Annotated in this window: 22 protein-coding genes; 12 read left to right on the top strand and 10 right to left on the bottom strand. The window is 70.6% G+C overall.

The window, feature by feature from the left end:
- Window positions 1-97 precede the first annotated feature (97 nt).
- Entirely contained in the window at window positions 98-679 is a 582-nt protein-coding gene (locus tag IG08_RS0109700) for a TMEM165/GDT1 family protein (protein ID WP_030598884.1), read from the top strand.
- 206 nt (window positions 680-885) lie between these two features.
- The gene (locus IG08_RS0109695) at window positions 886-1,545 is read left to right on the top strand and encodes an HAD-IA family hydrolase (RefSeq protein WP_030598882.1); all 660 of its coding nucleotides are present in this window, start codon (window positions 886-888) and stop codon (window positions 1,543-1,545) included.
- A gap of 449 nt (window positions 1,546-1,994) precedes the next feature.
- On the opposite strand, the gene IG08_RS0109690 is transcribed toward IG08_RS0109695, so the two are convergent.
- Window positions 1,995-2,990 (bottom strand): peptidoglycan-binding domain-containing protein, encoded by a 996-nt coding sequence (locus tag IG08_RS0109690; protein ID WP_030598880.1) that lies wholly within the window; start codon window positions 2,988-2,990, stop codon window positions 1,995-1,997.
- 160 nt (window positions 2,991-3,150) lie between these two features.
- Here IG08_RS0109690 and IG08_RS0109685 point away from each other — a divergent pair, with 160 nt between their 5' ends.
- A complete protein-coding gene (locus IG08_RS0109685) occupies window positions 3,151-5,196 on the top strand; it encodes an MDR family MFS transporter (protein ID WP_030598878.1) in 2,046 nt (681 codons plus the stop codon).
- On the opposite strand, the gene IG08_RS0109680 is transcribed toward IG08_RS0109685, so the two are convergent.
- Together IG08_RS0109680 and IG08_RS58880 are read right to left on the bottom strand one after the other, a co-directional pair.
- Entirely contained in the window at window positions 5,189-5,680 is a 492-nt protein-coding gene (locus tag IG08_RS0109680; RefSeq protein WP_030598876.1) for a GNAT family N-acetyltransferase, read from the bottom strand. The two genes, IG08_RS0109685 and IG08_RS0109680, sit on opposite strands and share 8 nt — an antisense overlap.
- Window positions 5,677-5,979, bottom strand: coding sequence for a hypothetical protein (locus IG08_RS58880; RefSeq protein WP_158812200.1), 303 nt, complete (start codon window positions 5,977-5,979; stop codon window positions 5,677-5,679). The genes IG08_RS0109680 and IG08_RS58880 overlap by 4 nt, the downstream gene beginning before the upstream one ends.
- A 176-nt stretch (window positions 5,980-6,155) precedes the next feature.
- Here IG08_RS58880 and IG08_RS0109675 point away from each other — a divergent pair, with 176 nt between their 5' ends.
- The 3 genes from IG08_RS0109675 (at window position 6,156) to IG08_RS0109665 (ending at window position 8,077) form a co-directional block, all read left to right on the top strand.
- Window positions 6,156-6,896 carry a hypothetical protein gene (locus IG08_RS0109675; protein ID WP_052424568.1) on the top strand — a complete coding sequence of 247 codons (741 nt, stop codon included), beginning with the start codon at window positions 6,156-6,158 and terminating at the stop codon, window positions 6,894-6,896.
- Window positions 6,897-6,901: 5 nt separating this feature from the next.
- Window positions 6,902-7,531, top strand: a complete 630-nt coding sequence (locus IG08_RS0109670) for a hypothetical protein (RefSeq protein WP_030598873.1) — start codon at window positions 6,902-6,904, stop codon at window positions 7,529-7,531.
- A gap of 153 nt (window positions 7,532-7,684) precedes the next feature.
- Window positions 7,685-8,077, top strand: coding sequence for an FHA domain-containing protein (locus IG08_RS0109665; protein WP_030598871.1), 393 nt, complete (start codon window positions 7,685-7,687; stop codon window positions 8,075-8,077).
- Between the two features lie 11 nt (window positions 8,078-8,088).
- Here the strand turns inward: IG08_RS0109665 and IG08_RS0109660 are convergent, their stop codons facing one another.
- Window positions 8,089-8,760, bottom strand: coding sequence for an O-methyltransferase (locus tag IG08_RS0109660; RefSeq protein WP_030598869.1), 672 nt, complete (start codon window positions 8,758-8,760; stop codon window positions 8,089-8,091).
- Between the two features lie 288 nt (window positions 8,761-9,048).
- Between IG08_RS0109660 and IG08_RS0109655 the strand changes: the two genes are divergently transcribed.
- From IG08_RS0109655 to IG08_RS0109640, 4 genes are all read left to right on the top strand, one after another.
- On the top strand, window positions 9,049-11,094 hold the full coding sequence (locus IG08_RS0109655; RefSeq protein ID WP_030598866.1) for a bifunctional glycosyltransferase 87/phosphatase PAP2 family protein: 2,046 nt from the start codon (window positions 9,049-9,051) through the stop codon (window positions 11,092-11,094).
- Window positions 11,095-11,348: 254 nt separating this feature from the next.
- Window positions 11,349-12,992 carry a helix-turn-helix transcriptional regulator gene (locus tag IG08_RS62435; RefSeq protein WP_030598863.1) on the top strand — a complete coding sequence of 548 codons (1,644 nt, stop codon included), beginning with the start codon at window positions 11,349-11,351 and terminating at the stop codon, window positions 12,990-12,992.
- A gap of 78 nt (window positions 12,993-13,070) precedes the next feature.
- Window positions 13,071-13,253, top strand: coding sequence for a tetratricopeptide repeat protein (locus IG08_RS0109645; protein ID WP_030598861.1), 183 nt, complete (start codon window positions 13,071-13,073; stop codon window positions 13,251-13,253).
- On the top strand, window positions 13,250-14,392 hold the full coding sequence (locus IG08_RS0109640; protein ID WP_030598859.1) for a flavin-containing monooxygenase: 1,143 nt from the start codon (window positions 13,250-13,252) through the stop codon (window positions 14,390-14,392). The genes IG08_RS0109645 and IG08_RS0109640 overlap by 4 nt, the downstream gene beginning before the upstream one ends.
- On the opposite strand, the gene IG08_RS0109635 is transcribed toward IG08_RS0109640, so the two are convergent.
- The 4 genes from IG08_RS0109635 to IG08_RS0109620 form a co-directional block, all read right to left on the bottom strand.
- Entirely contained in the window at window positions 14,327-18,520 is a 4,194-nt protein-coding gene (locus tag IG08_RS0109635; protein ID WP_052424567.1) for a caspase family protein, read from the bottom strand. The genes IG08_RS0109640 and IG08_RS0109635 overlap by 66 nt on opposite strands.
- Window positions 18,517-19,359: a lipase family protein gene (locus IG08_RS0109630; protein ID WP_030598856.1), complete on the bottom strand. Its 843-nt coding sequence runs from the start codon at window positions 19,357-19,359 to the stop codon at window positions 18,517-18,519. The genes IG08_RS0109635 and IG08_RS0109630 overlap by 4 nt, the downstream gene beginning before the upstream one ends.
- A 130-nt stretch (window positions 19,360-19,489) precedes the next feature.
- Complete coding sequence (locus tag IG08_RS0109625) at window positions 19,490-22,507, bottom strand: glycine--tRNA ligase (RefSeq protein ID WP_234342840.1); 3,018 nt, start codon at window positions 22,505-22,507, stop codon at window positions 19,490-19,492.
- Between the two features lie 106 nt (window positions 22,508-22,613).
- Window positions 22,614-23,849, bottom strand: coding sequence for a cytochrome P450 (locus IG08_RS0109620; protein ID WP_030598851.1), 1,236 nt, complete (start codon window positions 23,847-23,849; stop codon window positions 22,614-22,616).
- Between the two features lie 235 nt (window positions 23,850-24,084).
- Here IG08_RS0109620 and IG08_RS0109615 point away from each other — a divergent pair, with 235 nt between their 5' ends.
- Window positions 24,085-25,254: a steroid 3-ketoacyl-CoA thiolase gene (locus IG08_RS0109615; protein WP_030598848.1), complete on the top strand. Its 1,170-nt coding sequence runs from the start codon at window positions 24,085-24,087 to the stop codon at window positions 25,252-25,254.
- On the opposite strand, the gene IG08_RS0109610 is transcribed toward IG08_RS0109615, so the two are convergent.
- Both IG08_RS0109610 and IG08_RS0109605 read right to left on the bottom strand, forming a co-directional pair.
- Window positions 25,238-25,495 carry a DUF397 domain-containing protein gene (locus IG08_RS0109610; protein ID WP_030598846.1) on the bottom strand — a complete coding sequence of 86 codons (258 nt, stop codon included), beginning with the start codon at window positions 25,493-25,495 and terminating at the stop codon, window positions 25,238-25,240. The genes IG08_RS0109615 and IG08_RS0109610 overlap by 17 nt on opposite strands.
- Entirely contained in the window at window positions 25,476-26,303 is an 828-nt protein-coding gene (locus IG08_RS0109605; RefSeq protein ID WP_030598844.1) for a helix-turn-helix domain-containing protein, read from the bottom strand. Before IG08_RS0109605 ends, IG08_RS0109610 begins: the two co-directional genes overlap by 20 nt.
- A 92-nt stretch (window positions 26,304-26,395) precedes the next feature.
- Here IG08_RS0109605 and IG08_RS0109600 point away from each other — a divergent pair, with 92 nt between their 5' ends.
- Window positions 26,396-26,788, top strand: coding sequence for an ATP-binding protein (locus IG08_RS0109600; RefSeq protein ID WP_030598842.1), 393 nt, complete (start codon window positions 26,396-26,398; stop codon window positions 26,786-26,788).
- Window positions 26,789-26,793 lie beyond the last annotated feature (5 nt).

The following is a 26,793-nucleotide window of genomic DNA, read 5'->3' as shown; positions in this document are numbered from 1 at the left end:
ACCTTCGGCCAGTAGTGCACTGACTGTGTGCTGCCGTGCCGAGGTGTCGTTTTGCAGTAACACTCTCGGTGGGGCAGCCCCGACCGATTGAGGGACCTTGATCAGCTTCACCGTGACGGCCGTCGTCTTCGGCGTCGTCTTCCTCGCCGAACTGCCGGACAAGACCGCGCTCGCCGGCCTCGTCCTCGGCACCCGCTATCGCGCCTCGTACGTCTTCGCCGGCGTCGCCGCCGCCTTCGCGCTGCATGTCGCGCTCGCCGTCGCGGCGGGCAGTGTGCTGACGCTGCTGCCGCAGCAGCTCGTGCACGCGCTGACCGGCGTGCTGTTCCTGGGCGGCGCCGCTGTGCTGCTCATGAAGAAGGACGAGGACGAGGAGGAGATCCGGCGTCCCGAGAACCAGTCCTTCTGGAAGGTCGCGGGGGCGGGCTTCATGCTGATTCTGGTCGCCGAGTTCGGTGATCTCACCCAGATCATGACGGCGAACCTCGCGGCCCGTTACGACGACCCGCTCTCCGTCGGACTAGGCGCGGTGCTCGCGCTGTGGGCGGTGGCCGGACTCGGCATCGTCGGCGGAAAGGCCCTGATGAAGCGGGTTCCGCTGAAGCTCATCACCAAGGTCGCGGCGCTGCTGATGCTGGGGCTCGGGGTGTGGAGTCTGTGGGAAGCGGTGACCGGCTGAGGGCCGGCCGAGCTGAACGGTGAGCGACCGACCGAGCTGAACGGTGAGTGAACTGTGCCGGGAGGCGGTGGCGCAAAGCGGTTCGGTTTTGTACCGTGGAGAAACAAAGTGGCTCCCGCCCGTTTTCCCTGACCGGCGGGCGGGGCCGCCTTGTCCCTCCGGGGGTTGCCGGTACGCCCCCTTCTCGTCTGTGTCTGGAGCTGCCGATGACGGCCACCGCCGTGCTGACCGCCCGTGCCCTTCTGCTGGACATGGACGGCACTCTCGTCAACTCCGACGCCGTCGTCGAGCGCTGCTGGCGGCGCTGGGCCGAGCGGCACGGGCTGGACGCGGACGAGATCATGAAGGTCGTCCACGGGCGGCAGGGGCACGCGTCGATGGCACTGCTGCTGCCGGACCGGCCCATGGAGCAGAACCACGCCGACAACGCGCGGATGCTCGCGGAGGAGACCGCGGACATGGACGGTGTGGTCGCGATTCCGGGTGCGGCCGAGTTCCTCGCGTCGCTGCGGGGTGTACCGCATGCCCTGGTGACCTCCGCCGATGTCGCGCTGTCCACGGCACGGATGGCCGCGGCCGGTCTGGAGCTGCCGGACGTCCGGGTGACCGCCGAGTCCGTGGGGGCGAGCAAGCCCGACCCCGAGGGCTTTCTGAAGGGTGCCGCGGAACTGGGTGTGGCACCTGCCGACTGCATCGTCTTCGAGGACTCCGGGGCGGGTATCGCCGCGGGGCGCGCTGCGGGGATGCGGGTTGTGGGGGTCGGGTCACGGGCTGACTTCTACGGGCCGGATGTGGTGGTCCGGGACTTGACCCAGGTCCGGGTGGAGGCCGTGGAGGACGGGACGGTTCGGCTGTACGTCGGCTAGGTCTGGGGCGGCGTCGGCCCCCGCCGCCCCTACCCGTCCCGTCCCTGGGGGCTGCCGCCCCCAGACCCCCGCTGTCGGCCCTGAAGGGGCCTCGTCCTCAAACGCCGGACGGGCTGAATTTGCCTGGTCCGGCGCCTTGAAGTGACGGCCTCAGTGGGTGGGTGGGGGATCGGGACGGCAATTCCCGTCCTCGGATGTCGGGCGGGCTGAATTTGCCTGGTCCGGTGCCTCGAAGTGACGGCCTCAGTGGGTGGGTGGGGGATCGGGACGGCAATTTCTGTCCTCGGACGCCGGACGGGCTGGAGGTGCCGGACGGTGCTGAAGGCGTGCCCCTGTAGTGGGGGGGGCGGGATGGCCGTGCTTGTCCTCGGACGCCGGGCGGGCTGGGATTGTCTGGATCGGTGTTGAGGGGCGCACCCGCGACAGGTGCCCGACCCGCCGCCGGAGGCCTACGGCTCCGTCGTCTCCGATTCCAGCCGTTCCCGTGTCACCAGGTCGTAGACGCCGTACTCCTCCGCCTGGATGCCTCGCGTCCGCTGGTAGTTGCCGACCGCGTCCTCGACGCCCTCGTTGTAGTGGCCGCTCGCCTTTCTCGTGTAGAGGCCGAGCTGGGTCAGTCGTAGCTCGAGTTCGACGACCTCGTCGCCGTCGGAGCCGCGGCGCAGGACGGGGGGTGTCGTCTCGCGGGCGCTGTCGGAGTCGTCGGCCGACGTGGTGGAGCCGGAGGCCGTCGGCTCGGCGGCCGAGCCGGACGGGCTCGGGGAGGCGCTGGACCGGGATGCCGAGGGCGAGGTGGAGGGCGACGAGCCGGCGCTGTCGGACGGCGACGGTGACGGGGACGCGGATGTCGGCTGCGCGGAGCGGGACTGCGTGGCCGGCGCCACGGACGCCGCGCTGGTCGACGCGTCCGGCACGGCCGCCCGTACGCCCTCCGGCGCCGCCTGGTCCCGCGACGGCGTCTCGTAGGTGAACAGCCCGCTCCCGAACCCGGCCGCCGTCACCACCGTGACGAGCGCCCCGCCCACGCCCAGCAGAGCGGTACGGCGCCGGCTGCGGCGCGGACTCTCCCCGACGGGCGCGGCGCCTTCCTCGAACAGGCTCAGGTCGGCGGCGCTGGGCGCGGTGGCCGGGGGTGCCAGGGGTGTGGGGAGTGCGGAATCCGTGTCGGCCGCCCGGAGCGGCATGAGCGGCATCGTGGCCTCGACCGCGGGCAGCTCCGTCGTGTCGTCGGCCGCCGACGGGGGCTCCTGGACAGCCGCACCGCCCTCGAGCTCGACGTACGGCCGTATGCGCAGCGGATCGAAGTCCTCCGCCGCGGCCGCCTCCGCCGTACGCGCGTCACGCAGGGCCTCGGACGCCCGCTCCGTGCACCCGCACGACGGCGTGTTGTCGGCCCCTCTGGGTGCCCCGCACTCCGGGCACAAATGACCGTTCGACTCCGCCATGTGTTCGTCCCTCCCCTCGCGAACTCCAGAGATTATGCAGACCCTCTCCACACACGTGTCCCGGAAGCCCCCGGAATACCGGCTTCCAACAGGACTCAACAGGCCATAAGCGGTCACACCGATCACGATGGAGTTGTAACGAGTCCCCCGGGAGGTCTTCATGGCCGCGGATGCGCACGGTAGGACGGGGAAGGTGCGAGACACACGAGACCAGCACGTGTCCGGCAATGTCCTCGTCTCGATCGGCGCCCTGCTGCTCGGGATGCTGCTCGCCGCTCTCGACCAGACCATCGTGTCGACCGCGTTGCCCACGATCGTCAGCGATCTCGGCGGTATGGACCACCTGTCGTGGGTGGTCACGGCGTATTTGCTGGCCGCGACGGCCGCGACCCCGCTGTGGGGCAAGCTCGGCGACCAATACGGCCGGAAGAAGCTGTTCCAGACCGCGATCGTGATTTTCCTCGTCGGCTCCGCGCTGTGCGGAATGGCACAGAACATGCCCCAGCTGATCGCCTTCCGGGCGCTGCAGGGCCTGGGCGGCGGCGGGCTGATGGTGCTGTCGATGGCGATCGTCGGCGACCTCGTCCCGCCGCGTGAACGCGGGCGCTACCAGGGGCTGTTCGGTGCCGTCTTCGGGGCGACGAGTGTCCTCGGCCCGCTGCTCGGCGGGCTGTTCACCGAGCACCTGAGCTGGCGCTGGGTCTTCTACATCAACCTCCCGATCGGCGCCGTCGCCCTCGTCGTGATCGCGACCGTCCTGCGCATCCCGAGCAAGGCGACGCGGCACGTCATCGACTACCTCGGCACGTTCCTCATCGCCGCCGTCGCCACCTGCCTGGTGCTGGTGGCGTCCCTCGGCGGCACCACCTGGGGCTGGGGCTCGCCGCAGATCGTCGGCCTGGCCGTCCTGGGCGTGGTCCTCGCCGTCGCCTTCGTGGCCGTGGAGCGGAGGGCCGCCGAACCCGTCATCCCGCTCAAGCTCTTCCGGATCCGCACCTTCACGCTCTCCGCCGTCATCAGCTTCGTCGTCGGCTTCGCGATGTTCGGCGCGATGACCTATCTGCCGACGTTCCTGCAGGTCGTCCAGGGTGTCTCACCGACCATGTCCGGCGTGCACATGCTGCCGATGGTGTTCGGCCTGCTGCTGTCGTCGACCGCCTCCGGGCAGATCGTCAGCCGCACCGGCCGCTGGAAGGTGTTCCCGGTCATGGGCACGGCGGTCACCACCCTCGGGCTGCTCCTCCTCCACCAGCTCGACGAGAACAGCTCGACCGGCGAGATGAGCAGCTACTTCTTCGTCTTCGGCCTGGGGCTCGGTCTGGTCATGCAGGTGCTGGTCCTGATCGTGCAGAACGCCGTCTCGTACGAGGATCTCGGCGTCGCCACCTCCGGTGCGACCTTCTTCCGGTCCATCGGGGCCTCGTTCGGCGTCGCCATCTTCGGCACGATCTTCACCAACCGGCTCGGCGACAAGCTGGCCGACGCCTTCCAGGGCACCCAGCTTCCGTCCGGCATCTCGATCGACGGGCTGGAGTCCGACCCGCGGGGCATCGCCGAACTCCCGGCCGCGCTGCGCCCGCCGGCACTGGACGCGTACGCCTCGTCCATCACCGACGTCTTCCTGTACGCCGCCCCCGTCGCCCTCCTCGGCTTCGTGCTGGCCTGGTTCCTCAGGGAGGACCCGCTGCGCGGCTCCGTCACGGCGCCCGACCTCACGGAGACGCTCGCCAGCAACCCGGTCGAACGGTCCTCGTACGACGAGGTGTGCCGTGCGCTGTCGGTGCTCGGCACGCGGGAGGGGCGGCGCGAGATCTACAAGACGATCACGGTACGGGCGGGCTACGACCTGCTGCCCGCGGCGAGTTGGCTGCTGCTGCGGATCAGGAGGTACGGCTGGGTGGAGCCGGCCGTGCTCGCCGAGCGGACCACGGTTCCGCTGACCGTCATCATCGAGGCCGCCCGCCAGGTCGAGGAGCGCCGGCTGGGCGAACGCCGGGGCCTCGACCTCGTCCTCACCGACCAGGGCCACGAGGTCGCCGACCGCCTCGCCCAGGCCCGCGAGGAGTCCCTCGCCGAACTCCTCGGCGACTGGTGGGGGCCGGACCGGCCCACCGATCTGGCCCAGCTGGTCAAGGAGTTGAACAACGAACTGTGCGGTTCGGATCGCGAGCAGCCGCACAACGGGTCGGCGACGCGGGTCAGTTGAGCTGCTTGCGGAACCAGTGCTCGGCGTACTTGTCGTCGTTGTGCGGCTCGGTCTCCTCGTAGCCGAGGCGGGCGTACAGGGTGCGGGCCTCGATCAGGTCGCCGCGGGTGTCGAGGATCATCCGGGTGGCGCCCAGTTCACGGGCCGCGTCCTCGGCGGCCCGCACGAGGGGTGCGGCCCCGCCCTTGCCGCGCATCTCCTCGTACAGGAACACCCGCGTGAGCTCGGCGACCCCGCCGCCCAGCAGCCGTACGCCCGCGCTGCCGGCCGGCTCGCCGTCGTACCGCCCGACCAGCAACTGCCCGCCGGGCGGCGTGAGCTCGGCGCCCGGGTGCGCGGCGATCTCGCGCTCCAGCTCGGCCGGGTCGGTCCGGCGTCCCTCGTGCAGGAGGTAGTAGCGGTCGCTGACCTCCGTGTAGTACGCCCGCCAGAGGGCGGCGGCGACGGGGGAGTCGTAGGGCTCCGGGGTGATCGTCCAGGTCATGCCCTCATTCTCGGTAGGGGGCGCGCGGCGGCCGCAACCGAATATGCGTGACCTCCGGCGAGTCCGGCACGACGCGCAGGAGCAGTCCGTCCAGCCAGCCCGCCCGCGGGGGAGGCGTCCTTGCCACCGACGGCCTCCCGGGCCGGTTCCAGGGCGCGCTCCGGGCCCTCGGTGACGAAGTGGAGGGTGGTGCCGCCCTGCTTGACGAGGGGCTTGCGAGGGTGCTCGCGGCACGACTCGGGAACCGCGATGTGTCCGTCGAGCGACATGGCCAGCCGTGCGATGACCCCACTCGTCACTCTCTCCTCGGCAGTGGTTCGTGTCCTTCAGCCCTGCGTCGGTCGGGGTGCCGCCGAATCGACACGACGGTCCGGGTAAATCCCGGAAACCGTTTGAGCCGCGCTGCTCGGGCTACCCGGTCGGCGGAACCGGCCCGTACCGAGGGTCGATTGGGTCGAGAACCCGGAAGGCATTCATGTCCACAGGCGTGATCATCGCTCTGATCGTGATCGTGGCGGCCGTCGTCGTCATCGCGGCTGCCCTTGCCCTGCGTGCCCGGGGGCCGCAGCACGGCCGGGGCCTGAAGCGGCGCTTCGGGCCCGAGTACGACCGGGCCGTGGCCCGGCACGACGGGGACGAGAAGGCCGCCGAGCACGAGCTCACCGAGCGCGTGGAGCGGCACGGATCGCTGCGCGAGCGGCCGCTGGAACCCGCGCAGCGCGAGCAGTACGAGGCCCGCTGGACGGCAGCCCAGGAACGCTTCGTCGAGTCCCCGCAGGAGGCGGTGGCCGAGGCGGACCGGCTGCTCGCCGAGGTGGCCGGCGCCCGGGGCTTCCCGGACGGTGCACAGTACGAGGAGCAGTTCGCCGCGCTGTCCGTGCACCACGCGGACCATGTGCACGGCTACCGGCGTGTGCACCGCGTCGCCCGCACCCGCGCGAGCGGGGCGCAGACGCAGGAGCAGGACGGCGGCGGGGGCGGTACGGAGGAGATGCGCGCGGCCATGGTCGAGGCCCGGGCCCTGTTCGAGGACCTGGTGGGCCCGGCACGGAGCCGCGAGGAGTCCCGTACACCCACCGAGAAGTCCCACACACACGAGGGTGAGTCGCGCGACGCCCGCAGCAACGGCCGCGCCCACCTGCCGTGGGTGTCCACCAGGCTCCCCCACGCTCGAAAGCGCTCGCGCGGGGGGACCCCCACCGCGAAGGAGAGTTGAGCGACATGGCAGACACCACGAGCGGTCCGGGCGAGGGCAGGACAGGCAGGACCGACAAGGCCTCGGGCGACCGGGCGGAGGAGCGGAGCCCCCTCGTGACTCCCGCCGGGGCGACTCCCGACCGGGACCGCGGGACCGGCACCCCGGGCGGCGAGACCGCGCGCGGCCGGGACATCACCCCGGACCCGATCGGCAGGCCCGGCGAACCGGGCAAGCCCGGCACCGCGACCGACGCAGGGCTGAAGGACACGAACCGCACCTCCAGCCGTGAGCCCCACGAGGCCCGTGAGCCCCACGAGGCCCGTGAGTCCCGTGAGCCCCGCGAAGCTCGCGAGTCCCACGCGTCCCGTCTCCTCCCGCACGACGAGTGCGACAAGCTCACCTTGCAGCTGCAGCACGCGGTCGCCGGGTTCGTCGACGGGCCGCGGTCCGCCGTGGAGGAGGCCGACCACGTGCTGGAGGAGGTCGCCACCCGTTTCACGGACGCCGTGAAGCAGCGCCGCCGCACCCTGCGCACGTCCTGGCAGTCCGGCGACGGCGGCGAGGGCAAGCCCGCGTCGACGACCGACACCGAACAACTCCGCCTGGCCCTGCGGGACTACCGCGAGCTGGCGGATCGGCTGCTGCGCCTCTGACGCAGGGCCGCGACGCAGGACCGGCCCGCCGCCCGAACCGGGTGGCGGGCCGGTCGTCGGCGCATGCGGCGGACGCCGTGCCTCTGGGCGAATTATCATGCGGCGGCGGAGCCAATGGAGCTGCCGCGCAGGGACGTTCCAGGAGGACCGCACGTGCTCGAACTCACCATGGCCGCCGTCTCCGCGGCGGAATCGGGTGCCACGGCCGGTATGCAGATGGCCGACGCGCCCAGTGACCCGGGCGCCGTGCTGCGAGTCGGCCGGGACAAGTCCGTGTGCCGGCTCGCGACGCCCGACGACTGGCTGTTCGTCTCCAGGGTCCATCTGGAGTTCCTGTGCGGCCCGGACGGTGCCTGGCAGGTGACCTGGCTGCCGGGCTCCCAGCCCGAGCCGTCCTCCGAGGTCCACCTGGTGGTCGGCCAGTACGCACAGCCCCTCGTCTACGGCGGGACCGTCCCGCTGCCCCGGGGCGGCAACGGCGAGATCATCGTCCGGGACCGCACCGCCCCTCGCAGCGTCAACGTCGGCTTCTACCACGAGAGTTGACGGTCGAAGCCTTACGCCAGCACCCGGGCCAGCGCGAAGCCGTCGTAGCCCTTGCTGCCCACCGTCTGGATCGCCGTGCCGCTCAGCCTCGGGTGCCGGCCGATCAGTTCGATGGCGGTCCGGGTGCCCTGGACGTCGGAGGCGGTGCTGCCGGCGTCGGCGACCCGGCCGCCCCGTACGACGTTGTCCACGATGATCAGGCTGCCCGCGCGGGAGAGCTTGAGGGCCCACTCGACGTAGTGCGGGTTGTTGCTCTTGTCGGCGTCGATGAAGACGAGGTCGAAGGGGGCGGGGTTCTCGTCGGCGAGCTGGGGCAGCGAGTCCAGGGCCGCGCCCACCCGCACCTCGACGATCTTGTCGAGGCCGGCGCGCGCGATGTTGCGGGTGGCGACCTCGGCGTGCCGTGGGCTGTACTCGAGCGAGACCAGTCGGCCGTCGGCGGGCAGCGCGCGGGCCAGCCAGATGGTGCTGTAGCCGCCGAGGGTGCCGATCTCCAGGACGGTGCGGGCGCCCTGGGTCTGCGCGAGGAGGTGGAGGAGCTTGCCCTGCGGTGCCGTGACGGCGACGTGCGGGAGTTCGGCGGCCTCGCTGTCGCGCACGGCCGCGGTCAGGTCTTCGTCTTCGGGCGCGAGGTGGGTGGTGAAGTAGTCGTCGACGTCGTCCCAGAGCTGCGACTCGCTCATGCGCCTGTGCCTTTCATATGCCTAGTTAGGGCAGCTAACTAGCTGCCCTAACGAACATACTCGCCGTCCCGCCGTCTTTCCCGGGAACCGTGTGATCCATGTCGCGCCCTGCGGAGGCAAGGCAACCATCGGCGCACTATCGTCATCCGGACAAAAGGAGGACGGACGTCAGGTGAATCGGGGGTAGCCTGCGTCTCTCTCCGGGGGTGGTGCGAGCCTCATAGGGTTCGCAAAGAGAGTCCCGCGCATCCGACGCGTGGGACGAACGGGGCGGGAGGCCGACGAGGCGTGGCGAATGCGGAGCACAGCGGGCGACCGGCGGAAGCTTTCGGAGCGACGGCCGTCGGCACCGCCACGACTGCCCAGGCACGCCTGCGCGCGGCGCGGCTCGGCCTGTGGCTGGTCGCGGCCGTCCTCGCGGTACGACAGGTGGCCGTCGTCCTCAGTACGCCCCGGGGGGAGCGGCTGACGGACCTGGAGACCTGGGTCGGCCCGAACGGCGTCCTGCATGTGAAGGGTTCCTTGTACGACTCGACGCAGTTCACGGGCACCCCCTTCGGGGGACTTGTCATGAAGCCGTTGACCAGGGCCGCCGAGCAGGCGCTCGGCTGGGGCTGGACCTTCGGCACCCTGCTGCTGGTCGTCGCCCTCGGCCTGGTCGCCGCCCGCGCGCTGCCCCAGCCGGTGAGCCGCAGGACCTCCCTGCTCGCCGCGCCGGTCGCGATCAGCCTGCTGATGCTGTCGCTGCCGGTGCGCAACACGCTGTGGCTCGGGCAGACCAGCATCATCCCGGTCCTGCTCGTGCTGGTCGGCTGCTTCGCCGTACGAGGAGAGCGCGCCGGCGGTGTCCTGATCGGTCTCGCCGCCGCCCTCCAGCCGACCGTCCTGCTCTTCGCCCCGCTCCTGTGGTTCACCGGCCGCCGCAAGGCCGCCCTGACCACGGGCGTGACCTTCGCCGGATCCACGGCGCTCGCCTGGGCGGCGATGCCGCACGACTCGTACATCTACTGGGTGCACCACATGGCGGGCACCGGCCTCGGCGGCGCCGCCGACGACCTCGCCAACCAGTCCCTGCACGGCTTCCTGCTGCGGCTGGGCCTGTCCGGGCCCCTGGAGATCGCCCTCTTCCTGGTGCTGGGCGCGGTCGTCGCCACCCTCGGCGTGCGCCGAGCCGTGCACTACGCGCGCGACGGACAGCTGCTGCTCGCCGTGGCGATCACCGGCTGCGCCGCGATCGCCGTGTCGCCGACCACCTGGCAGCACCAGCTGCTGTGGGTGCTGCTCGCGGTCGTCGGGCGGGTCGGCAAGCGGGCCTCCGACCGGAACGTGTGGCCGGTCGCCGTCGTCCTGGTCATGACGCTCCCGGCGAAGATGATGCTGCCGAACATGCCGGTGCTGTTCGCCCTGCGGGACAACGTGGTGCTGCTCGCCGCGCTGGCGGCCGCGACGCTGATCCCGTTCCTGTCGCGCACGTCGCCGTACTACCGGTCGCCGATCCCGACGGAGTACGCCGCCCCGGTCCCCGCCCGCTTCAGACGCGTCCCCCTGCTGCCGTTCCTGCGCAGAGTCCTGACCCGCCCGAACCTCCTCCTGGAACTGCTCCTCATCCGCGTCACGTACGCCGCCTACCAGCAGGTGCGGCTCGCGGCGACCGGCGGGAGCAACGCGGAGGGGCGGGCCACCGCCGAGAAGCACGGCCGCGAGATCCTCGACATGGAGCGCTGGCTCCACATCGACATCGAGCACTGGGCCAACCACGCGGTCGTCAAGGTCGACTGGCTGCGGAACTTCTTCGACTTCTACTACGAGTCGTTCCACTTCGTGGTGCCGCTGTCGGTGCTGGCCGTCCTGTACTGGCGCCGCCCCGTCGACTACCGCTGGGCCCGCGCCTCCCTCGGCTTCGCCACCCTGCTGGCCCTCGTCGGCTTCTGGCTCTACCCGCTCGCCCCGCCGCGCCTGATGCCCGGCCTCGGCGTCATCGACACCGTGCACGGCGTCCAGGACTTCTCCAAGCCGGACTACGGCACGCTGACGGCGCTGACGAACCAGTACGCGGCGATGCCGTCCCTGCACTTCGGCTGGTCCCTGTGGTGCGGTGTCGTCATCGCGATCATCGCGCCCAAGGCGTGGATGAAGGCGCTGGGGCTTCTGCATCCGTTCTTCACCGCCTCGGCGATCGTGGCCACCGGCAACCACTGGTTGCTGGACGCGGCGGGCGGCGCGGTGGTCGTCGCGGGCGGCTTCGGGCTGGCGTATCTGTTCCAGGGGCCACGGGCGCGGGCGGCTGCCGCCGAGGTGGGCGGGGAACGGGAGTTGGTGAAGTCCGGCACGTAGGCGCTCCGCTGGGGGTGCGGTGTCGACTGCGGGTCCGCTGTGGCTGGTCGCGCAGTTCCCCGCGCCCCTATGGGGCGCTGCCGCGATGTGTCGTCGTTCCGCTGCTGCGCCGTCGTGGCCGGTCGCGCCGTTCCTCACGCCCCTGTGGGGCGCTGCCGAGCCGTCGGACTTCACACGACCCGCCTGGATCAGCGCCTCCTCGCGCCGGGTGACAGCCTCGCCCCCGGCGCGGTGCAATGGGTGACGGAGGCGCCATGGACCTGGACGCGGAGCTGGTGAAGGGGCGGGAGGCCTGCCTTCGGCTGGCGTGGGCGGAGGCTTACGCGCTGCTCGGCGCGGCTGATGCGGTACGACCCCTCGAAGCCGGCGATCTCGAGCGGCTTGCCGAGGCCGCGGACATGCTGGGGCGCGGTGACGATGCCGTTGCCCTGTTGCGCCGGGCTTTTACCGCCTACGCCGAGGTCCGTGCCGTCGGCCCCGCGCTGCGCTGTGCGTACTGGCTGTGCAAGGCGCTGTCCTGGGGCGGCGAGTTCGCGCAGTCGGGCGCCTGGCTGGCCCGGGCCCGGCGGCTGGCGGCGACCGATCCCGGCTGCCATGAGTGCGGGTATCTGCTGATGCTCGAAGCCGAGCTGCACTTCCGCGCGGGCGAGCACGCCCCGATGCTGGAGGTCGCGCGGCGGCTGGCCGACTCGGTCGGGCCCGGCGCGGATCCCGACCTCGTGGCGGGTACGGCGATGACCCTGGGCCTCGCCCTGGTGAGCAACGGCGAGACCGCGGCCGGGCTCGCCGAGCTCGACGAGGGCATGACGGCGGTGGCCGAGGGGGACCTCTCCGCCCGGGCCGTCGGGATGATCTACTGCGTCGTCATCGGCACCTGCCAGGACCTGCAGGAACTGCGCCGCGCCCAGGAGTGGAGCGAGGCCCTGGCCGAGTGGTGCGCGGCCCAGCCCGACTTCACGGGGGCGTATCGCGGACTGTGCCGGGTGCACCGGGTCGTGCTGATGCAGCTCGGTGGGGAGTGGCCGGACGCGGTGCGGGAGGCGCGGCTGGCCTGCGCGCAGCTCACGGCCGGGTACGGAGAGGGCGTCGCGGGCGGGGCGTACTACCAGCTCGCGGAGCTGCACCGGTTGCGGGGCGAGTACGCCGAGGCCGAGCAGGCCTACCGGGACACGTTGAGGTACGGCTGGGACACACAGCCGGGACTGGCTCTGCTGAGGCTGGCCCAGGGCAGGGGGAGATCGGCCGCGGCTGCGATCCGGCGGGCGCTGGCGGAGACGCGCGAGCCGATGCGGAGGGCGCGACTGCTGCCGGCGGCGGTGGAGATCCTCGCCGGTGACGACCCCGCCGAGGCCGCCCGGGCCACCGACGAGCTCGACCTCATCGCCCGCGCCCATGACACCGCCGCCCTCCGAGCGATGGCCGGGCAGGCCCGTGGTGCCGTACGGCTGGCCGAAGGGGACGCGCAGGAGGCGTTGCCCGCGTTGCGGGAGGCCGGGCGGCTCTGGCGGGAACTGGAGGTGCCCTACGAGGCGGCGCGGGTGGGGGTGCTGGTCGGGCTGGCCTGCCGGGCGCTCGGGGACGAGGACGGTGCGGGGCTGGAGTTCGACGCGGCGAGGCAGACCTTCGGGCGGCTCGGGGCCGGGCCGGATGCGGGGCGGGTGGAGCGGCTCGTCGGCGTCGGGGACCGGTCCGTGCTGTCGCCCCGGGAGCTGGAAGTCGTACGACTGCTCGCGCAGGGCCGCACCAACCATGCCATCGCGGCCGAACTGGTCCTCAGCGAGAAGACGGTGGCCCGGCATGTCAGCAACATCTTCGCGAAGCTCGACGTCGGCTCCCGCACGGCGGTCGCGGCGTACGCCTTCGAGCACGGGCTGCTGAAGCGGGACGGCTCTGCGTAGAAGTACCCATGCCGGTGTGCGTCCGGTTGGGCATTGCTGTCGATGCGGGTGAGGGCTTCCCGCCACGAACATCGAAGCGTGTCCGACGACGCACCCACCCTCCGCGAACAGGTACGGGCGGCCCGGCTGAGGCTCGCCGACAGTGCCGCGGAGCTCGGCACGCTGTTGCGGCTGCGGGGTGAGCACGCCGAGGCCGAGCGTCTGCTGCGGCAGGCGGTGGAGATCTACGAGACGGAACGCACGATTGGGGAGCCGACATGAGTACCACCGAACACATCGAGACCGTGATCGTCGGCGGCGGCCAGGCGGGCCTCGCGACGGGCTACCACCTGGCGCGCGGCGGACGGCCGTTCGTGATCCTGGAGGTGGGGGAGCGGATCGGCGACTGCTGGCGGGGGCGGTGGGATTCGCTACGGCTGTTCAGCCCGGCGAGGTTCGACGGCCTGCCCGGCCTGCCCTACCCGGGGGATGCCTGGTCGTTCCCCACGCGTGAGGAGTTCGCCGACTATCTGCAGGCATACGCGGCTTGGGCGGAGCTGCCGGTGCGAACGGGGGTGCGGGTGCGGCGGGTGTCGTACGACGGCTCGCGGTACCTCGTGGAGACAGAGCACGAGCGATACGTGGCGGAGAACGTCGTGATCGCGGCCGGGTACGACCGCCTCCCGAAGACCCCGCCCTACGCCACCGAACTCGCCCCGGACATCAGGCAGTTGCACGCCATCGACTACCGCAACCCGGACCAACTCCGCGACGGCCCGGTCCTGATCGTCGGCGCCGGGAACTCGGGCGCGGACATCGCGATGGAACTGTCGGCGAGCCGCCGGGTCCTGCTGTCGGGCCCGCATCCGGGACAGATCCCGTGGCGGATCGAGCGCCGGGCGGCCCGGGTGCTGACGCCGGCGCTGTTCTTCCTCTTCCGGCACGTGCTGACCGTACGCACGCCGATGGGGCGGAAGTTGCGGCCCAAGGTGCTGGCGCACAGTGCACCGCTGATCCGGATCAAGTCGGCCGATCTCAAGGCTGCGGGCGTGGAGCGGGTGGCCCGGACCGCCGGGGTCCGCGACGGCCTGCCCGAGCTCGTGGACGGCCAACGCCCCGACGTGGCCAACGTGTTGTGGTGCACCGGCTTCAAGCCGGACATCTCGTGGATCGACCTGCCCGTCTTCGACGAGGACGGCGAACCCGCCCAGCGGCGCGGGGTGGTCGAGGGGCAGCCCGGGCTGTACTTCGTGGGGCGGCTGTTCCAGTACGCGGTGGCCTCTTCGATGATCCAGGGGGTCGGGCGGGACGCCGAGCATGTCGTACGGCACCTCGTGGCGCGGGCGGCCGTGAGGTCAGCTTCTACGGAAGATGCCCACATCGGCGCCGAAGGAGCAGATCAGGAGGCCGGTTTCATCTAGAGCCACGGCGTCGCAGGGGCCGGGGACGTGGATGGTGTCGACATGGCTGCTGGTCTGGAGGTCCCAGATGCGCACGGTGTTGTCCCAGGAACCGGTCACGGCTACCGGGCGGCCGTCCAAGTGGGCGCATACCAAGGCATTCACGTGCTTGGTGTGGCCGGACATCGGTCGGCCCACAGGCTGGCCCGTTCGCAGATCCCAGATCTGCATCGTCCTGTCGTCCCGGAGGTTCACGACGACCGGGCGGTCTTCCAACACCGTGCACGCGACGCTGCCCCGGCCGCCGGGCATGCCGACGCCCACGGGACGGCCGGTCGCCAGGTCCCAGACGCGCAGACCCTCTCTTGAGGTGGCGACGGCCACCGGCCGACCGTCCAGGGCGGTGCAGGACACTCCATACATCAGATCGTCGGACTCGTTGAGGGGTACGTACAGGTCCTCGCCCGTTTCGATGTCCCATGCCAGCAGCATCCCGCTCCCGCAGGCGGCGAGTGCGATCGGGCGCCCGTTCAGGACGGTGGCTGCCACACCTGTGACGGTCATGTAGGGCAGTTCGTGCGGCGCGTAGAGGGGCCGGCCCGTCTCCACGTCCCAGACCTTCACTTTGTCGTCGAAGCTGGTACTCACAGCCACCGGGCGGTTCCCGAGCACCGTGCAGGCCAGCAGACCTCCCGTGGCGTCGTGACCGGCCATGGGTGGCCCCAGAGGCTGACCGGTGGCGCGATCCCACAAGCGCACTGTTCCGTCGTTGGAAATGGTGACGAAGACCGGTCGGCCGTTCACCATGGCAAGGTCCAGGTCGGTGACGTGGCTGGTGTGCGCGGTCACCGGGCGGCCGATGGTCTGACGAGGGGACAGGTCCCAGACCCGGACCGAGTTGTCGAACGAGCCGGTGACGACGATCAACTGCCCGGACAACGACGAGCATGCCACCGCTCCCACGGCCGCGCTGTGCCCCTTCAGGAGAGGCCCCACCTGTTGATGGTCTGCCAGGTCGGAGATCCTCACGGTGGCATCGCGGCAGCCGGTGATCGCGACGCCACGACCGTTCAGTTCCGTACACACCACTTCGTTCGGAACACCGCTGGGCTCCTGCCACGTGGTCAGGAGCCGGCATGTACGCAGATCCCAGAGAAACCCCTTCCCGGTACTGCTGTATCCGACAGCGACCGGATGGCCGTTCCATTCGGTACATGTCAACGCCGTGAACCAGAATTCCTCGTCACCCTGCCAGTGCCCCAGTGGGCTCTGGGTCCTCAAGTCCCACACGGCCAGCCTCGGCCCGAAAGAGCCCGTGACGACGACGGGGCGGCCCTCCACCACGGTGCAGGCCATCGCGTTCAGGTTGGTCACATCTTCCACGGGGTTGCCCACGGGACGGCCGGTGTTCAGATCCCAGATCCGGAACGTGCTGTCGTCCGAGCCGCTGACGACGACCGGACGGCCGTCCAGTTCCGTACACGCGAGGTGATCGACCCTCCCGACGTGGCCGGTCAGGGGCTCCCTGACGGATCGGCCCGTGGTCAGGTCCCAGATCCGCACCGTGCTGTCGTCGGAGCCGGAGACGGCGACCGGGCGGCCGTCCACGTTCGTACATGCCAGCGCGAACAGCTCGCCGGTGTGGCCGGTCATCGGTGTGCCCACGGGCTGACCGGTGGTCAGGTCCCAGATCCGGAGCGTCTGGTCCCGCGATGCGGAGACGGCGACCGGGTGGCCGTTCACCTCCGTGCACGCCACCGCGTTCACGCTGCCGGTGTGGCCCGCGAGGACATGACGCACGTTGGCAGACACCTGAGCACCGGTCGCCGCGAGGGGCTTCCACGTCCCTTCGGGCGCCGGGCCGTTGAGCGCCTCCAGGACGGACGGCTCGTTGAAGCGGGCGGCGTTCACTGCGAGAAGCCGACGACGGCTCTCCACGTCGAGGCCGCGGTGGATCTGGAGGGAGATGACGTAGACGGCCGCATGGAGCCGTGCGGTGTCGCTCTCGGCCTTCAGCAGATGGGGCGCCAGCGTGTCGCAGTCCGCGTGTACCAGGTATTCGAGGTCGGCCAGCAGAGAGTCGAGCATCCCCGCCGCGGCCGCGTGCGTGGCAAGGTGCCGCAGCGCATAGGGATGGGCCCGCCCCCAGTCCCGCGTCCCGTCCACCAGGTACGGCAACGCCCGCCGCAAGACGTTGGTGAACGCCCGGTGCGCAGCCTCCGCGTCCCGCCCCTGCCGCAGATACTCCGCCATCGCCTCGTGGTACAGCCGATACACAGACCGCCCGTCCTCCACGGCCTCGACCACATACGCCCCCGCATCCCGCCGCAGCTGATGCAGATCCTCGTTCGTGTACCGCTGGCCCGACAGTTCCGAGGCGAGTGGCGCCCAGATGTCCTCCCAGGGCAGGCCCTGGCCCTCGGCGTACGCCAAAGGTCGCAGCAGGTCGAGGATGCGCACCGCGCTCTCGCCGAAGCGCTGGTGCAGGTCGTGGTGCATGGCGTCGGCCGCCGCGCTCGGCAGTGACCGGCGCCAGGCGGGGTTCCAGGGGTCGGGCAACAGGCGTGTCGCCGCCAGCGTTCCGGCGGTGATGCGGGCGACGAGGAACGAATGGTCGGCTGCCTCGGCGACGGCCTGGGCCACGGCGAGACGGTGTTGGTGAGGGCAGTCGAGATACGGCGACTCGGGATGCGCGTCGATGAGGTTGCGGACGGCGTAGGCCAGCACGGCCCGTGGGTCGGCGTAGTGGGGTGCGTCCAGGTCGATGTGGTCCCGGCGGTTCAGGCCGAGCGGGTCGAGGAGATGAGGGCGGGTCCCCAGCAGCAGGCGTAGATGTGAACCCGCCAGTTCCATCAGCGGCCGCAGCACCTGGCCGCACAACGTCGTCGGCGTCGCCGCCTCGTCCAGGCCGTCGATCAGGATGACGTCCGGACGCTCGGGCTCGGGGCGGGAGTTGAGATGGTTCAGCAAGTCGGCCACCGCCTCCGCCGGAGGCAGTCGCAGCCCTGCCGCGAGCGCGCGTACGACCTGCTGGTCGGTGAGGTTCTGGGCGTAGACCGCCGTACCGATCGCCTTCGGGGGCGGCAGTTGCCCCGCGTGGAGGCCCAGGCTCGACAGGGGGACCGTGCGCCGGTACTCCGGGTCGCTCACCGCCGCCAGCAGACCCAGCACCGCCGTCTTGCCCGAGCCCGGACCGGCGGTGACCACCAACGTCGGCCGTTCACACGGCAATTCCCGCAGCCAGCCAGTGATGTCCCCCAGCGCCCGGTGCCGTCCCGAGAACCACCACCCCACCCGGTTCGCGTCGCTGTGCCCCATCGCCCGCCGCAGCAACCGCGTCCGGAACTCCACGTCCCGTCGCTCGTCCTGCTCGTCCCACTCGGCGGCCTGCTGCAACGCCATGTCGGTGTGGGAGAGGCGAGGGCTGTGCTTGGCGTTGGGGAGGAAGGGCGGGATCTCGCCCGTCAGGCCGATGATCTCCAGGCCGATGTGCTGGAAGTCGGGGCGCTTGGGGTTGGCGCGGGTGGCGTTGACGACCGCGTCCAGGGACAGGAGTTGGGGCGTGTAGCCGGCCGTCGCCAGACTGGTCACCGCTTCGGACAGCAGGTCGGGGAAGGTGCCGGTCTGGGCGAGTTCGTTCGGCTGGGCCGATGTGATGAGCGCCAGGCCCGCGTCCTTCTCGCGCCAGTTGCTCTTCAACTTGGCCATGGAGGCGAGGACTTCATTGCCACCCTGCCCGGAGTAGCACGTGTCCAGCATCAGCAGCAGCCGGCGCACCTTCGTCCCCGCGAGGATCTTGCGGGCCAGCTGGCCGGGCTGCAGCGCGTCGTACAGGTCGTCGGGGTTGGTGTCCGAGGTGAGGAGGACGTACTCCTCGTTGTCGAGGCGCTCGCCGTGCCCGGCGATGTAGACGGCGACGATGTCGTCGGGGCGGCGGTCGGCGGAGCGGCAGAACTCCCGTAGCTCCCAGAGCAGTTGATGCTGCGTCGGGTTCGCACCCAGGTCGGACACGTGCTCGTAGCCGAGCTTGCCGGTGAACAGTTCCACCATCTTGCGGCGGGCCTCGACGAGCCCGGGGCGGTCCCACTCGGGGGCGTGCGGATAGTGGCTGACGGCGGTGGCGATGAGGAAGCGGCGCGGTTCGCTCATGCCAGGCCCTCCGCCACCGCCCGGCCGGTCTCCTTCGCCGTGAGGTACGACGTCGCGTCGTGCGCGTGCGAGCCGTTGTGTACGACCTTCCCCGTGACCTCGGTGCCGAAGAGCAGCGACAGGTCCTTCACGGCGGCCACCACATCGCCCTCGTCCACGACATTCGTCCAGCGAAACCCATCGCCACCCGGCCACGCCCCCGGTTCCGGCCGCAGCCGGTCAAACACCATCCGCATCCCCAACGGCGAACCCAACGTCACCAGCGCCCGCACCCGATGGTCGGAGGCGCGGGCGCACAACGCCTCGTACGCCACCACCGAGCCCAGCGAGTGCGCTACCACTACCCGCGTGTCCGGTCCGATGGCCGCCTCCACCCGGCCCCGGGCCGTCTCCCGCAGCTCGCCGTCCGTCAGATAGCGCCGCACCTGCTTCAGGTCGAAGACCAGTGCCCGCAGGGAGAGTTCGGCGAAGTAGCGCGAATTCTGCAGCACCCGCAGAGCCGTCTGTACGGCGCGAGGGGAGCGGGCCAGGGTGTCCGCGCCCGGTGGAGGTACGGCCGGGTCGGTGCGGGCGCAGGCCTCCCACCACTCAAGCAGCAGCTCGGCCTCGAAGCCCTCGTCGACGTCGTCGGCGGTGAACATCGGGTCGCCGACGGCCAGGGTGTTGCCCGGGGGGCGGAACAGGTCGCCGTAGAACGCCATGTGCAGGTCGTTCGCGGCGAGCCCCGGGCCGCCCGCCCGATCGAGTCCGTCGGCGAGCGCCGGCTGCCAGTCCTTCAGCAGTGTGTTGCCGCCCAGCCGCTGCTTCCCCACACCGTGCACACCAACGATCCGCGCCATGCCTCGTCCCCCGAGTCCCGCAAGGTGCTCTCACCTTAGGGGAACGCCGCAGGAACGCACCTCAGAACGGGTATCTCCAGGCCCCGGCGCGCGGGGTGCAACCCCGGAGTTCACAGCTGTTGAGCCTCGGTTACAGCGCGCTCCAGTCCAGCGTCGTACGGGCCAGTCCCGCCACCTCGCCCAGCAGGGCCAGTCGGGCCGCGCGGATTGCGGGCTCGGGGTCCATCACCAGGACTTCGTCGAAGAAGGTGTTGATCCCGGCGACCAGCGGGGCGGAGACCTCGATCAGAGCGCCAAGGTCGTTCTCGTGGCCGTGCAGGGCCCGGCGGACGGCCTCGACGCTCTCGGCGAGGCGCAGCTCGCAAGGCGCGGTCAGCAGAGACCGGTTCACCGTGCTGGTGCCGTCCTGCGGGGCGTCCTCCGGGAGGATGCGCACCACCCGCTGCAGCGCGGCGGCGAGCGCGTCGAACGCCTCGGTGCCGACGTGGCGCTCCAGCGTGGCCAGGGTGCGGTCGCCGTGGGCGGGGCGATCGGCCCACGGCAGGACCGCCTGCACCAGGCGGTGCTCGTGTCCCGCGTCCGTGAGCTGCTGCTCATAGCGGCGGGCGATCAGCTCGGCGGCCTCCGCGAGGCGCTCGGCGGGCACGTCCACGCCTTGGGCGGCGTAGCGTCCGGCCGCCGCGCGCAGTCCGTCGCCCACCCGGATCTCAGCCAGCGCGGGCACGCTCCGCAGAACGTTGAGGAGACCGATGGCGGCCCTGCGCACACCGTACGGGTCGGAGCTTCCGGTGGGCGCGGCGCCGATCACGAACATGCCTGTCACCAGGTCGAACCGGTCGGCCAGCGAGAGCACGGCACCCGCGTCGCCGGTGGGCAGGGCACCGCCGGCGGAACGCGGCAGTTCCATCTCGGCCAGGGCCTGCGCGACCTGAGCGGACTCGCCGGCGCGGCGTGCGTACTCCTCGGCCATCACCCCGGCCAGGCCGGAGAACTCGACCACCATCTGCGATGCCAGATCGAACTTCGCCAGTTCACCGGCGCGGCGCACCGTGGCCATCGTGTCCTCCGCGATCCCGGCGCGTCCGGCCAGGTCGAGGGCGAGGGAGGCGATGCGCTCGGCGCGGTCCGCGACCGTACCCAGCCGGTCCTCGAAGGTCAGCTTGTCCAGCCGGCGGTGGAACTCTTCGGGCGACACCTTGAGATCGGCGCGCCAGAAGAAGGCGGCGTCCTCGTAACGGGCCCGCAGCACCGCCTCGTTGCCCGACCGCACCACGTCGTCGTCACATGTGCCGTTGGCGAAGGTGACGAAGTGCGGCGTGAGACGGTCGCCGTCCAGCACCGGCAGATAGCGCTGGTGCTTGCGCATCACGGTGGTCAGGACGCTCGCGGGCAGATCGAGGTAGCGCTCGTCGAAGGACCCCTGGACGGGGTGCGGGAACTCCACGATGTCGGTGATCTCGTCGATCAGTCCGGCCTGGCCGGCCACGTCGATGCGCCCGCCCACCTCGGCCGCCGCCTCCTGGGCGCCGCGCACCACCGTGTCCCGCCGGGCGTCCCGGTCCAGCAGGATGCCGTGCATCCTGAGGAAGTGGGCGTAGCCCTCGGCGGACGTCACCCGCACGACGGGGTCGGGGGCGGTGCGGTGGACCCGTGTGGTGTCGCCCGAGGCGAGCGCGGAGACGGCCACGGGCAGGGGGGTGCGGCCGAGCAGGGCCAGCAGCCAGCGGACCGGGCGGGAGAACGACAGGGTCGGGTCGTTCCACCGCATGTTGCGGGTGGAGCGCAGCCCGGCCACGACCTCGGCCAGCAGTTCGCTGAGCACCTCGGCCGCCGTGCGGCCCGGCTCGTCGCGGGTGACCGCCACGTAGTCGACACCGCCGGCCTCGACGATCCGCGCGGCTGCCGGGTCGACGCCCTGGCCGCGGGCGAAGCCCAGCAGAGCGGGAGTGGGGGCGCCGTCCCGGTAGGCGGCGGCCGCCTTGGGGCCACGCACGGTCTTGGTGGTGTCCGGCTCGCGCGGGGCCACGGACTCGACCGTGACCACGACGCGGCGCGGCGTGGCCATCGCGGTGATCGCGCCGTGCGGCAGGCGGGTGGCGGCCAGCTTGGCCGTGATCGCCTCGCGTACCGCCTCGCAGGTGGCCGGCACGTCGGCGTACGGCAGTTCCTCCACGCCGATCTCGAACAGCAGGGTCTCGGTGCCGGTCGTCGTGGGCAACGCGGCCCGCGCGACCGGGGCTGCCGCGGGCGTCACCCCGAGCGGGTGCTCCAGAGTCGCGCGGCGCTGCTCCCACAGCTTTGCCGACTCGTGGGTGAGGCCACGCATCAGCGAGAACGCCTTGGCACGCTCGGTGGTGCTGATCGCACCCCGCGCGTCGAGCACGTTGAAGGTGTGGCTGCACTTGAGCACGTAGGTGTAGGCCGGTACGGGCAGTTCGAGATCCAGCATGCGGCGCGCCTCGGCCGCGTACGCCTCGAAGAGCCGCTGGTTGGTCTCGATGTCGGCGTCGTCGAGGTAGTAACGGCTCATCTCGTACTCGTTCTGGCCGAACACCTCGCCGTAGGTGATGCCCGGCGCGTAGACGATGTCCTTGAAGTGGGACACGCCCTGGAGGTTCATCAGGATGCGTTCGAGACCGTAGGTGATCTCCACCGACACGGGAGACAGGGCGACTCCGCCGACCTGCTGGAAGTACGTGAACTGGGTGATCTCCATCCCGTCCAGCCAGACCTCCCAGCCCAGGCCCCAGGCGCCGAGCGCGGGCGAGGCCCAGTTGTCCTCGACGAACCGCACGTCGTGCGCGTTCAGGTCGATGCCGAGCGCCCGGAGACTGCCCAGGTACAGCTCCTGCGGGTTGCCCGGGTCGGGCTTGAGGATCACCTGGAACTGCGTGTGGGTCTGGAGCCGGTTCGGGTTCTCGCCGTAGCGCGAGTCGTCCGGCCGCACGCTCGGCTCCACGTAGGCGACGCTCCACGGCTCGGGACCGATCACCCTCAGCGCTGTGGACGGGTTGGCCGTACCGGATCCCACCTCCGTGTTCAACGGCTGCGTGATCATGCACCCGTTGTCGCTCCAGTACTTCTGCAGGGTGAGGATGGCGTCCTGCATGGTCAGCGCCGTTTTGCCGTTATTCATGGTGATCGTCATGATGCCATACCCCAACTGCCCCTGACGTGCAGTTATTTGGCGCGGAACGGGCCGACGGCGCCGGGAAGCCGTCGGCCCGAGTAACCGGGGGTACGTGGGGCCTACGTCAACTCACGCTGACCTGAAGTTCCTTGACGCCGTTGATCCAGGCCGACCGCAGCCGACGCGGGTCGCCCGCCGGCTTAAGTCCCGGCATCGCGTCGGCGATGGCGTTGAAGATGAGGTCGATCTCCAGGACCGCCAGGGACTTGCCGAGGCAGTAGTGGGGGCCTCCGCCGCCGAAGCCGAGGTGGGGGTTGGGGTCGCGGGTGATGTCGAAGGTGTCGGGGTTCTCGAAGACCTCGGGGTCGTGGTTGGCGGCGGCGTAGAAGATGCCGACCCGGTCGCCCTTCTTGATCTGCTTGCCGCCGAGTTCGGTGTCCTGGGTGGCGGTGCGTTGGAAGGAGTTGACCGGCGTCGCCCAGCGGACGATCTCCTCCGCCGCCGTCGCCGGGCGTTCTGCCTTGTACAGCTCCCACTGGTCGGGGTGGGTCAGGAAGGCGTGCATGCCGTGGGTGATGGCGTTGCGGGTGGTCTCGTTGCCGGCCACCGCCAGCATCAGGACGAAGAAGCCGAACTCGTCGGAGTTCAGGTTGCCTTCGTCCTCGGCGGCGACCAACGTCGTCACGATGTCCTTCGCGGGGCACTGCTTGCGGGCGGCTGCCATGTTCATCGCGTAGGCGATGACCTCCATCGCCGACTCCTGGCCGACCTCCTCGGAGATGCAGAGCTCAGGATCGTCGTACGCGATCATCTTGTTGGACCAGTCGAAGATCTTGGCGCGGTCGTCCTGGGGGATGCCGATCAGTTCGGCGATGGCCTGGAGGGGGAGTTCGCAGGCGACCTGGGTGACGAAGTCGAAGGAGCCGGTGCGGGCGCGGGCCTCCGCGACGATCGCGTGGGCGCGGTTGCGCAGCCGTTCCTCCAGGGCGCGGATGGCCCGTGGCGTGAAGACGCGCTGGACGATGCCGCGGACGCGGGTGTGTTCCGGCGGGTCCATGTTCAGCAGGATCAGGCGCTGGGCGTCTATCGCGTCCCGCTCTATGTGCTCGTTGAAGCGGATGATCGCGGTGTTGAGGTACGACGAGAAGATCTCCGGGTGGGTGGAGACGTACTTGACGTCCGCGTGCCGGGTGACCGCCCAGTACCCCTCGTCCTGGAAGCCGGCGATGTTCTCCGGCTGGGGGATCCAGCGGACCGGTTCGGCCCGGCGCAGTTCGGCGAACTCCGGGAGCGGTACGCGCGCTTGCAGCAGATCGGGGTCGGTGAAGTCGAACCCGTCGGGGAGCGCTGGACAGGTCATAGGCAACTCACTCCAGCTTTCTGACGGTCCATCAGGAACAGAGCTGCCGTGAAGGTAGTAACGGGTTCTATAAGTAGCAAGGGGCGCGACACCCTCAATTGCCTGCACGACCCTTGCGGTCTCGGGCGGCGGGTCAGCAGACTGCATGTGGAACTAGAACACGTACTAGTTCCGCGTGGCGGGCCGGGCCGGGACGCCCCCGCGCCGCGCGGGTACCGGAGGAGAGGAACTCCCCATGGCCGCGGAACCCGTGATCGTCGAGGCCGTACGCACCCCCATCGGCAGGCGCGGTGGCGCGCTCGCCAATCTGCATCCCGCCTATCTCCTGGGCGAGACCTATCGTGAACTCCTGGGCCGCACCGGCATCCCCGCCGACGCGGTCGAACAGATCGTCGGCGGCACGGTGACCCAGGCCGGCGAACAGTCCGCCAACCCTGCGCGCACCGCCTGGTTGACCATGGGGCTGCCGTACGAGACGGCGGCGACGACGGTCAACTGTCAGTGTGGCTCCTCGCAGCAGGCCTCCCACATGGTGGCCAACATGGTCGCCGCGGGCGTCATCGACGTCGGTATCTCGTGCGGAGTCGAGGCGATGACGCGTGTGCCGCTGGGGTCCGCGTCCAAGCACGGGCCCGGGAAGCCGTTCCCCGACGAGTGGAACGTGGATCTGCCCAATCAGTTCGAGGCGGCGGAGCGAATCGCCCGCCATCGGGGGCTGACGCGCGAGAACGTCGACTCGCTCGGGCTCATCTCGCAGGAACGGGCCGCCGTCGCCTGGGCCGAGGAGCGGTTCAAGAGGGAGACGTTCGCCGTCCAGGTGCCGACCACGGAGGACGAGCAGCGGGCCGGGCAGGGCATGTGGCGGCTCGTCGACCGGGACGAGGGGCTGCGGGACACGTCCATGGAGGCGCTGGCCCGGCTGAAGCCCATCATGCCGACCGCCGTCCATACGGCGGGCAACTCGTCCCAGATCAGCGACGGTTCGGCCGCGATCATGTGGGCCTCGAAGCGGATGGCGCGGGCGCTGAAGCTGCGGCCGCGGGCGCGGATCGTGGCTCAGGCGCTGGTCGGTTCCGACCCGCACTTCCACCTCGACGGGCCGATCGACGCGACGCGGGCCGTGCTCGGCAAGGCGGGCATGTCCCTGAAGGACATCGACCTCGTCGAGATCAACGAGGCCTTCGCCTCAGTGGTGTTGAGCTGGGCGCAGGTCTTCGAGCAGGACCTGGAGAAGGTCAACGTCAACGGCGGTGCGATCGCGCTCGGGCACCCGGTGGGGTCCACCGGGGCCCGGCTCATCACGACGGCACTTCATGAACTGGAGCGTGCGGACAAGGAGTTCGCGCTGGTGACGATGTGCGCGGGTGGTGGCTTGGCCACCGGGACGATCATTCAGCGGCTGTAGTCGTCGTCCAGCTGACGAAGGTGGTGAACGCGGCGGGGTCGAGGGTGAGGATCGGTCCCGCCGGGGTCTTTGAGTCGCGGACTGCGACGGTGGCCGCGGTCTCGGCGATCTCGATGCAGTCGCCGCCCTGGTCACTGCTGTACGTCGACTTGCGCCATGCGAGTTGGCCGAGCGGCGCGCATTCGACACACTCGCCGCCCTGGTCACTGCTGTAGCTGGACTTACGCCAGTTGCTCTCCATAGCGGTCCTCCATTACGCGCCGGATCAACTCCGCCGAGTCTTTGAGGGATAGAGCGGCGGCCCGGAGATGATCGTAACGGAGTGAGTAGTCCTTGACGGTGTCCGGATTCGCGGTCGGATGCCCGCTGCCGTACCCCTCGGTGTAAACGATGGTTGGATCGCTCGCGAAGCGGTAGAGGTTGAACGAGCCTGTCAGCCCCGCGTGCGCTCCCGCCGAGAACGGCAGCACCTGGACGTTGATCCTGGGGTTCGTCTCGAAGTCCAACAGATGGGCCAGTTGGCCGCGCATGGTTTCCCGGCCGCCGATCTCCTGGTACAGGGCAGCCTCGCTGATCACCATCCAGAAGACCGGCGGCTCCTCCTTCTCGAAGATGCGCTGACGGGCCAGTCGTACGGCGGTGCGGTCATCGAGGTCGGTCTGGTCCAGCGTGCCGAGGGTGGCACGTGCGTAGGCGTGGGTCTGGAGAAGGCCGTGGACCATGGTCGCCTGAAACGTACAGATCTCGACCGCCCGCGCCTCCAACTCCGCCACCTGCTGAAACCAGGCGGGCAGTTGACTTCGCATCACCAACTCGACGAGCCGCGACAACGCCCCGCCCGTCCCCAGCGCCGCATCGGCCCGCTCGCTGAAGTCCTGTGTGGGTAGCTTCCGGGCCGTTTCGATCTGCCCGACCATCGAACCGGTGTAGTTGACGATGTCCCCGAGCTGCCGTTGCGTCAGCTCGGCGGCCTCGCGGTACCGGCGCAGCTCATAGCCGTAGTAGTCGAGCGGCGAGGCGCCGGGGTCGAGGGCGTGGATGTTGGTCACGCGGGGTCCCCTCTCGGGCAACTCGGTCCACTGCGGAACCTGTTGTGTTGGTTCGGTAGCCCAGCGTAGTCACGCCAGGTCACCCTCGTCCTGTGAACGCATACATTCCCCAGTACCGCCTGACCCTCACCGCAGGCGCCCACTCCGCTCGCCACATCCGCCGTATCGTCCGCTCGCTGCTGGACGAGTGGGAGCTGCAAGAGCTGTCCGACGCCGTGGAGTTGGGCGTGACGGAGCTGGTCACCAATGTCGTACGACATGTCCCGGACCGGCGGTGTGCGTTGCTGGTGCTGCGGCTCGCGGGGGCGGTGCGGGTGGAGGTGGCGGACGGGGTGCCCGAACTGCCGTACACGACACCCCAGTTGTCCGCGGAGGCGGAGGGCGGTCGCGGGCTCGTGCTGCTGGACGCGGTCGTCGACAAGTGGGGGGTGGGGGCGAGATCGGGCGGCGGCAAGACTGTCTGGTTCGAGTGCGGGACCCCATGATGACG

Origin of the sequence: Streptomyces fulvoviolaceus, assembly GCF_000718165.1 — a bacterium.
In the GTDB taxonomy this organism is placed as follows: Bacteria; Actinomycetota; Actinomycetes; order Streptomycetales; family Streptomycetaceae; genus Streptomyces; species Streptomyces fulvoviolaceus.
The sequence above is the reverse complement of the archived record's forward strand: the minus strand, read 5'-3'. Positions and strand labels throughout refer to the sequence as shown.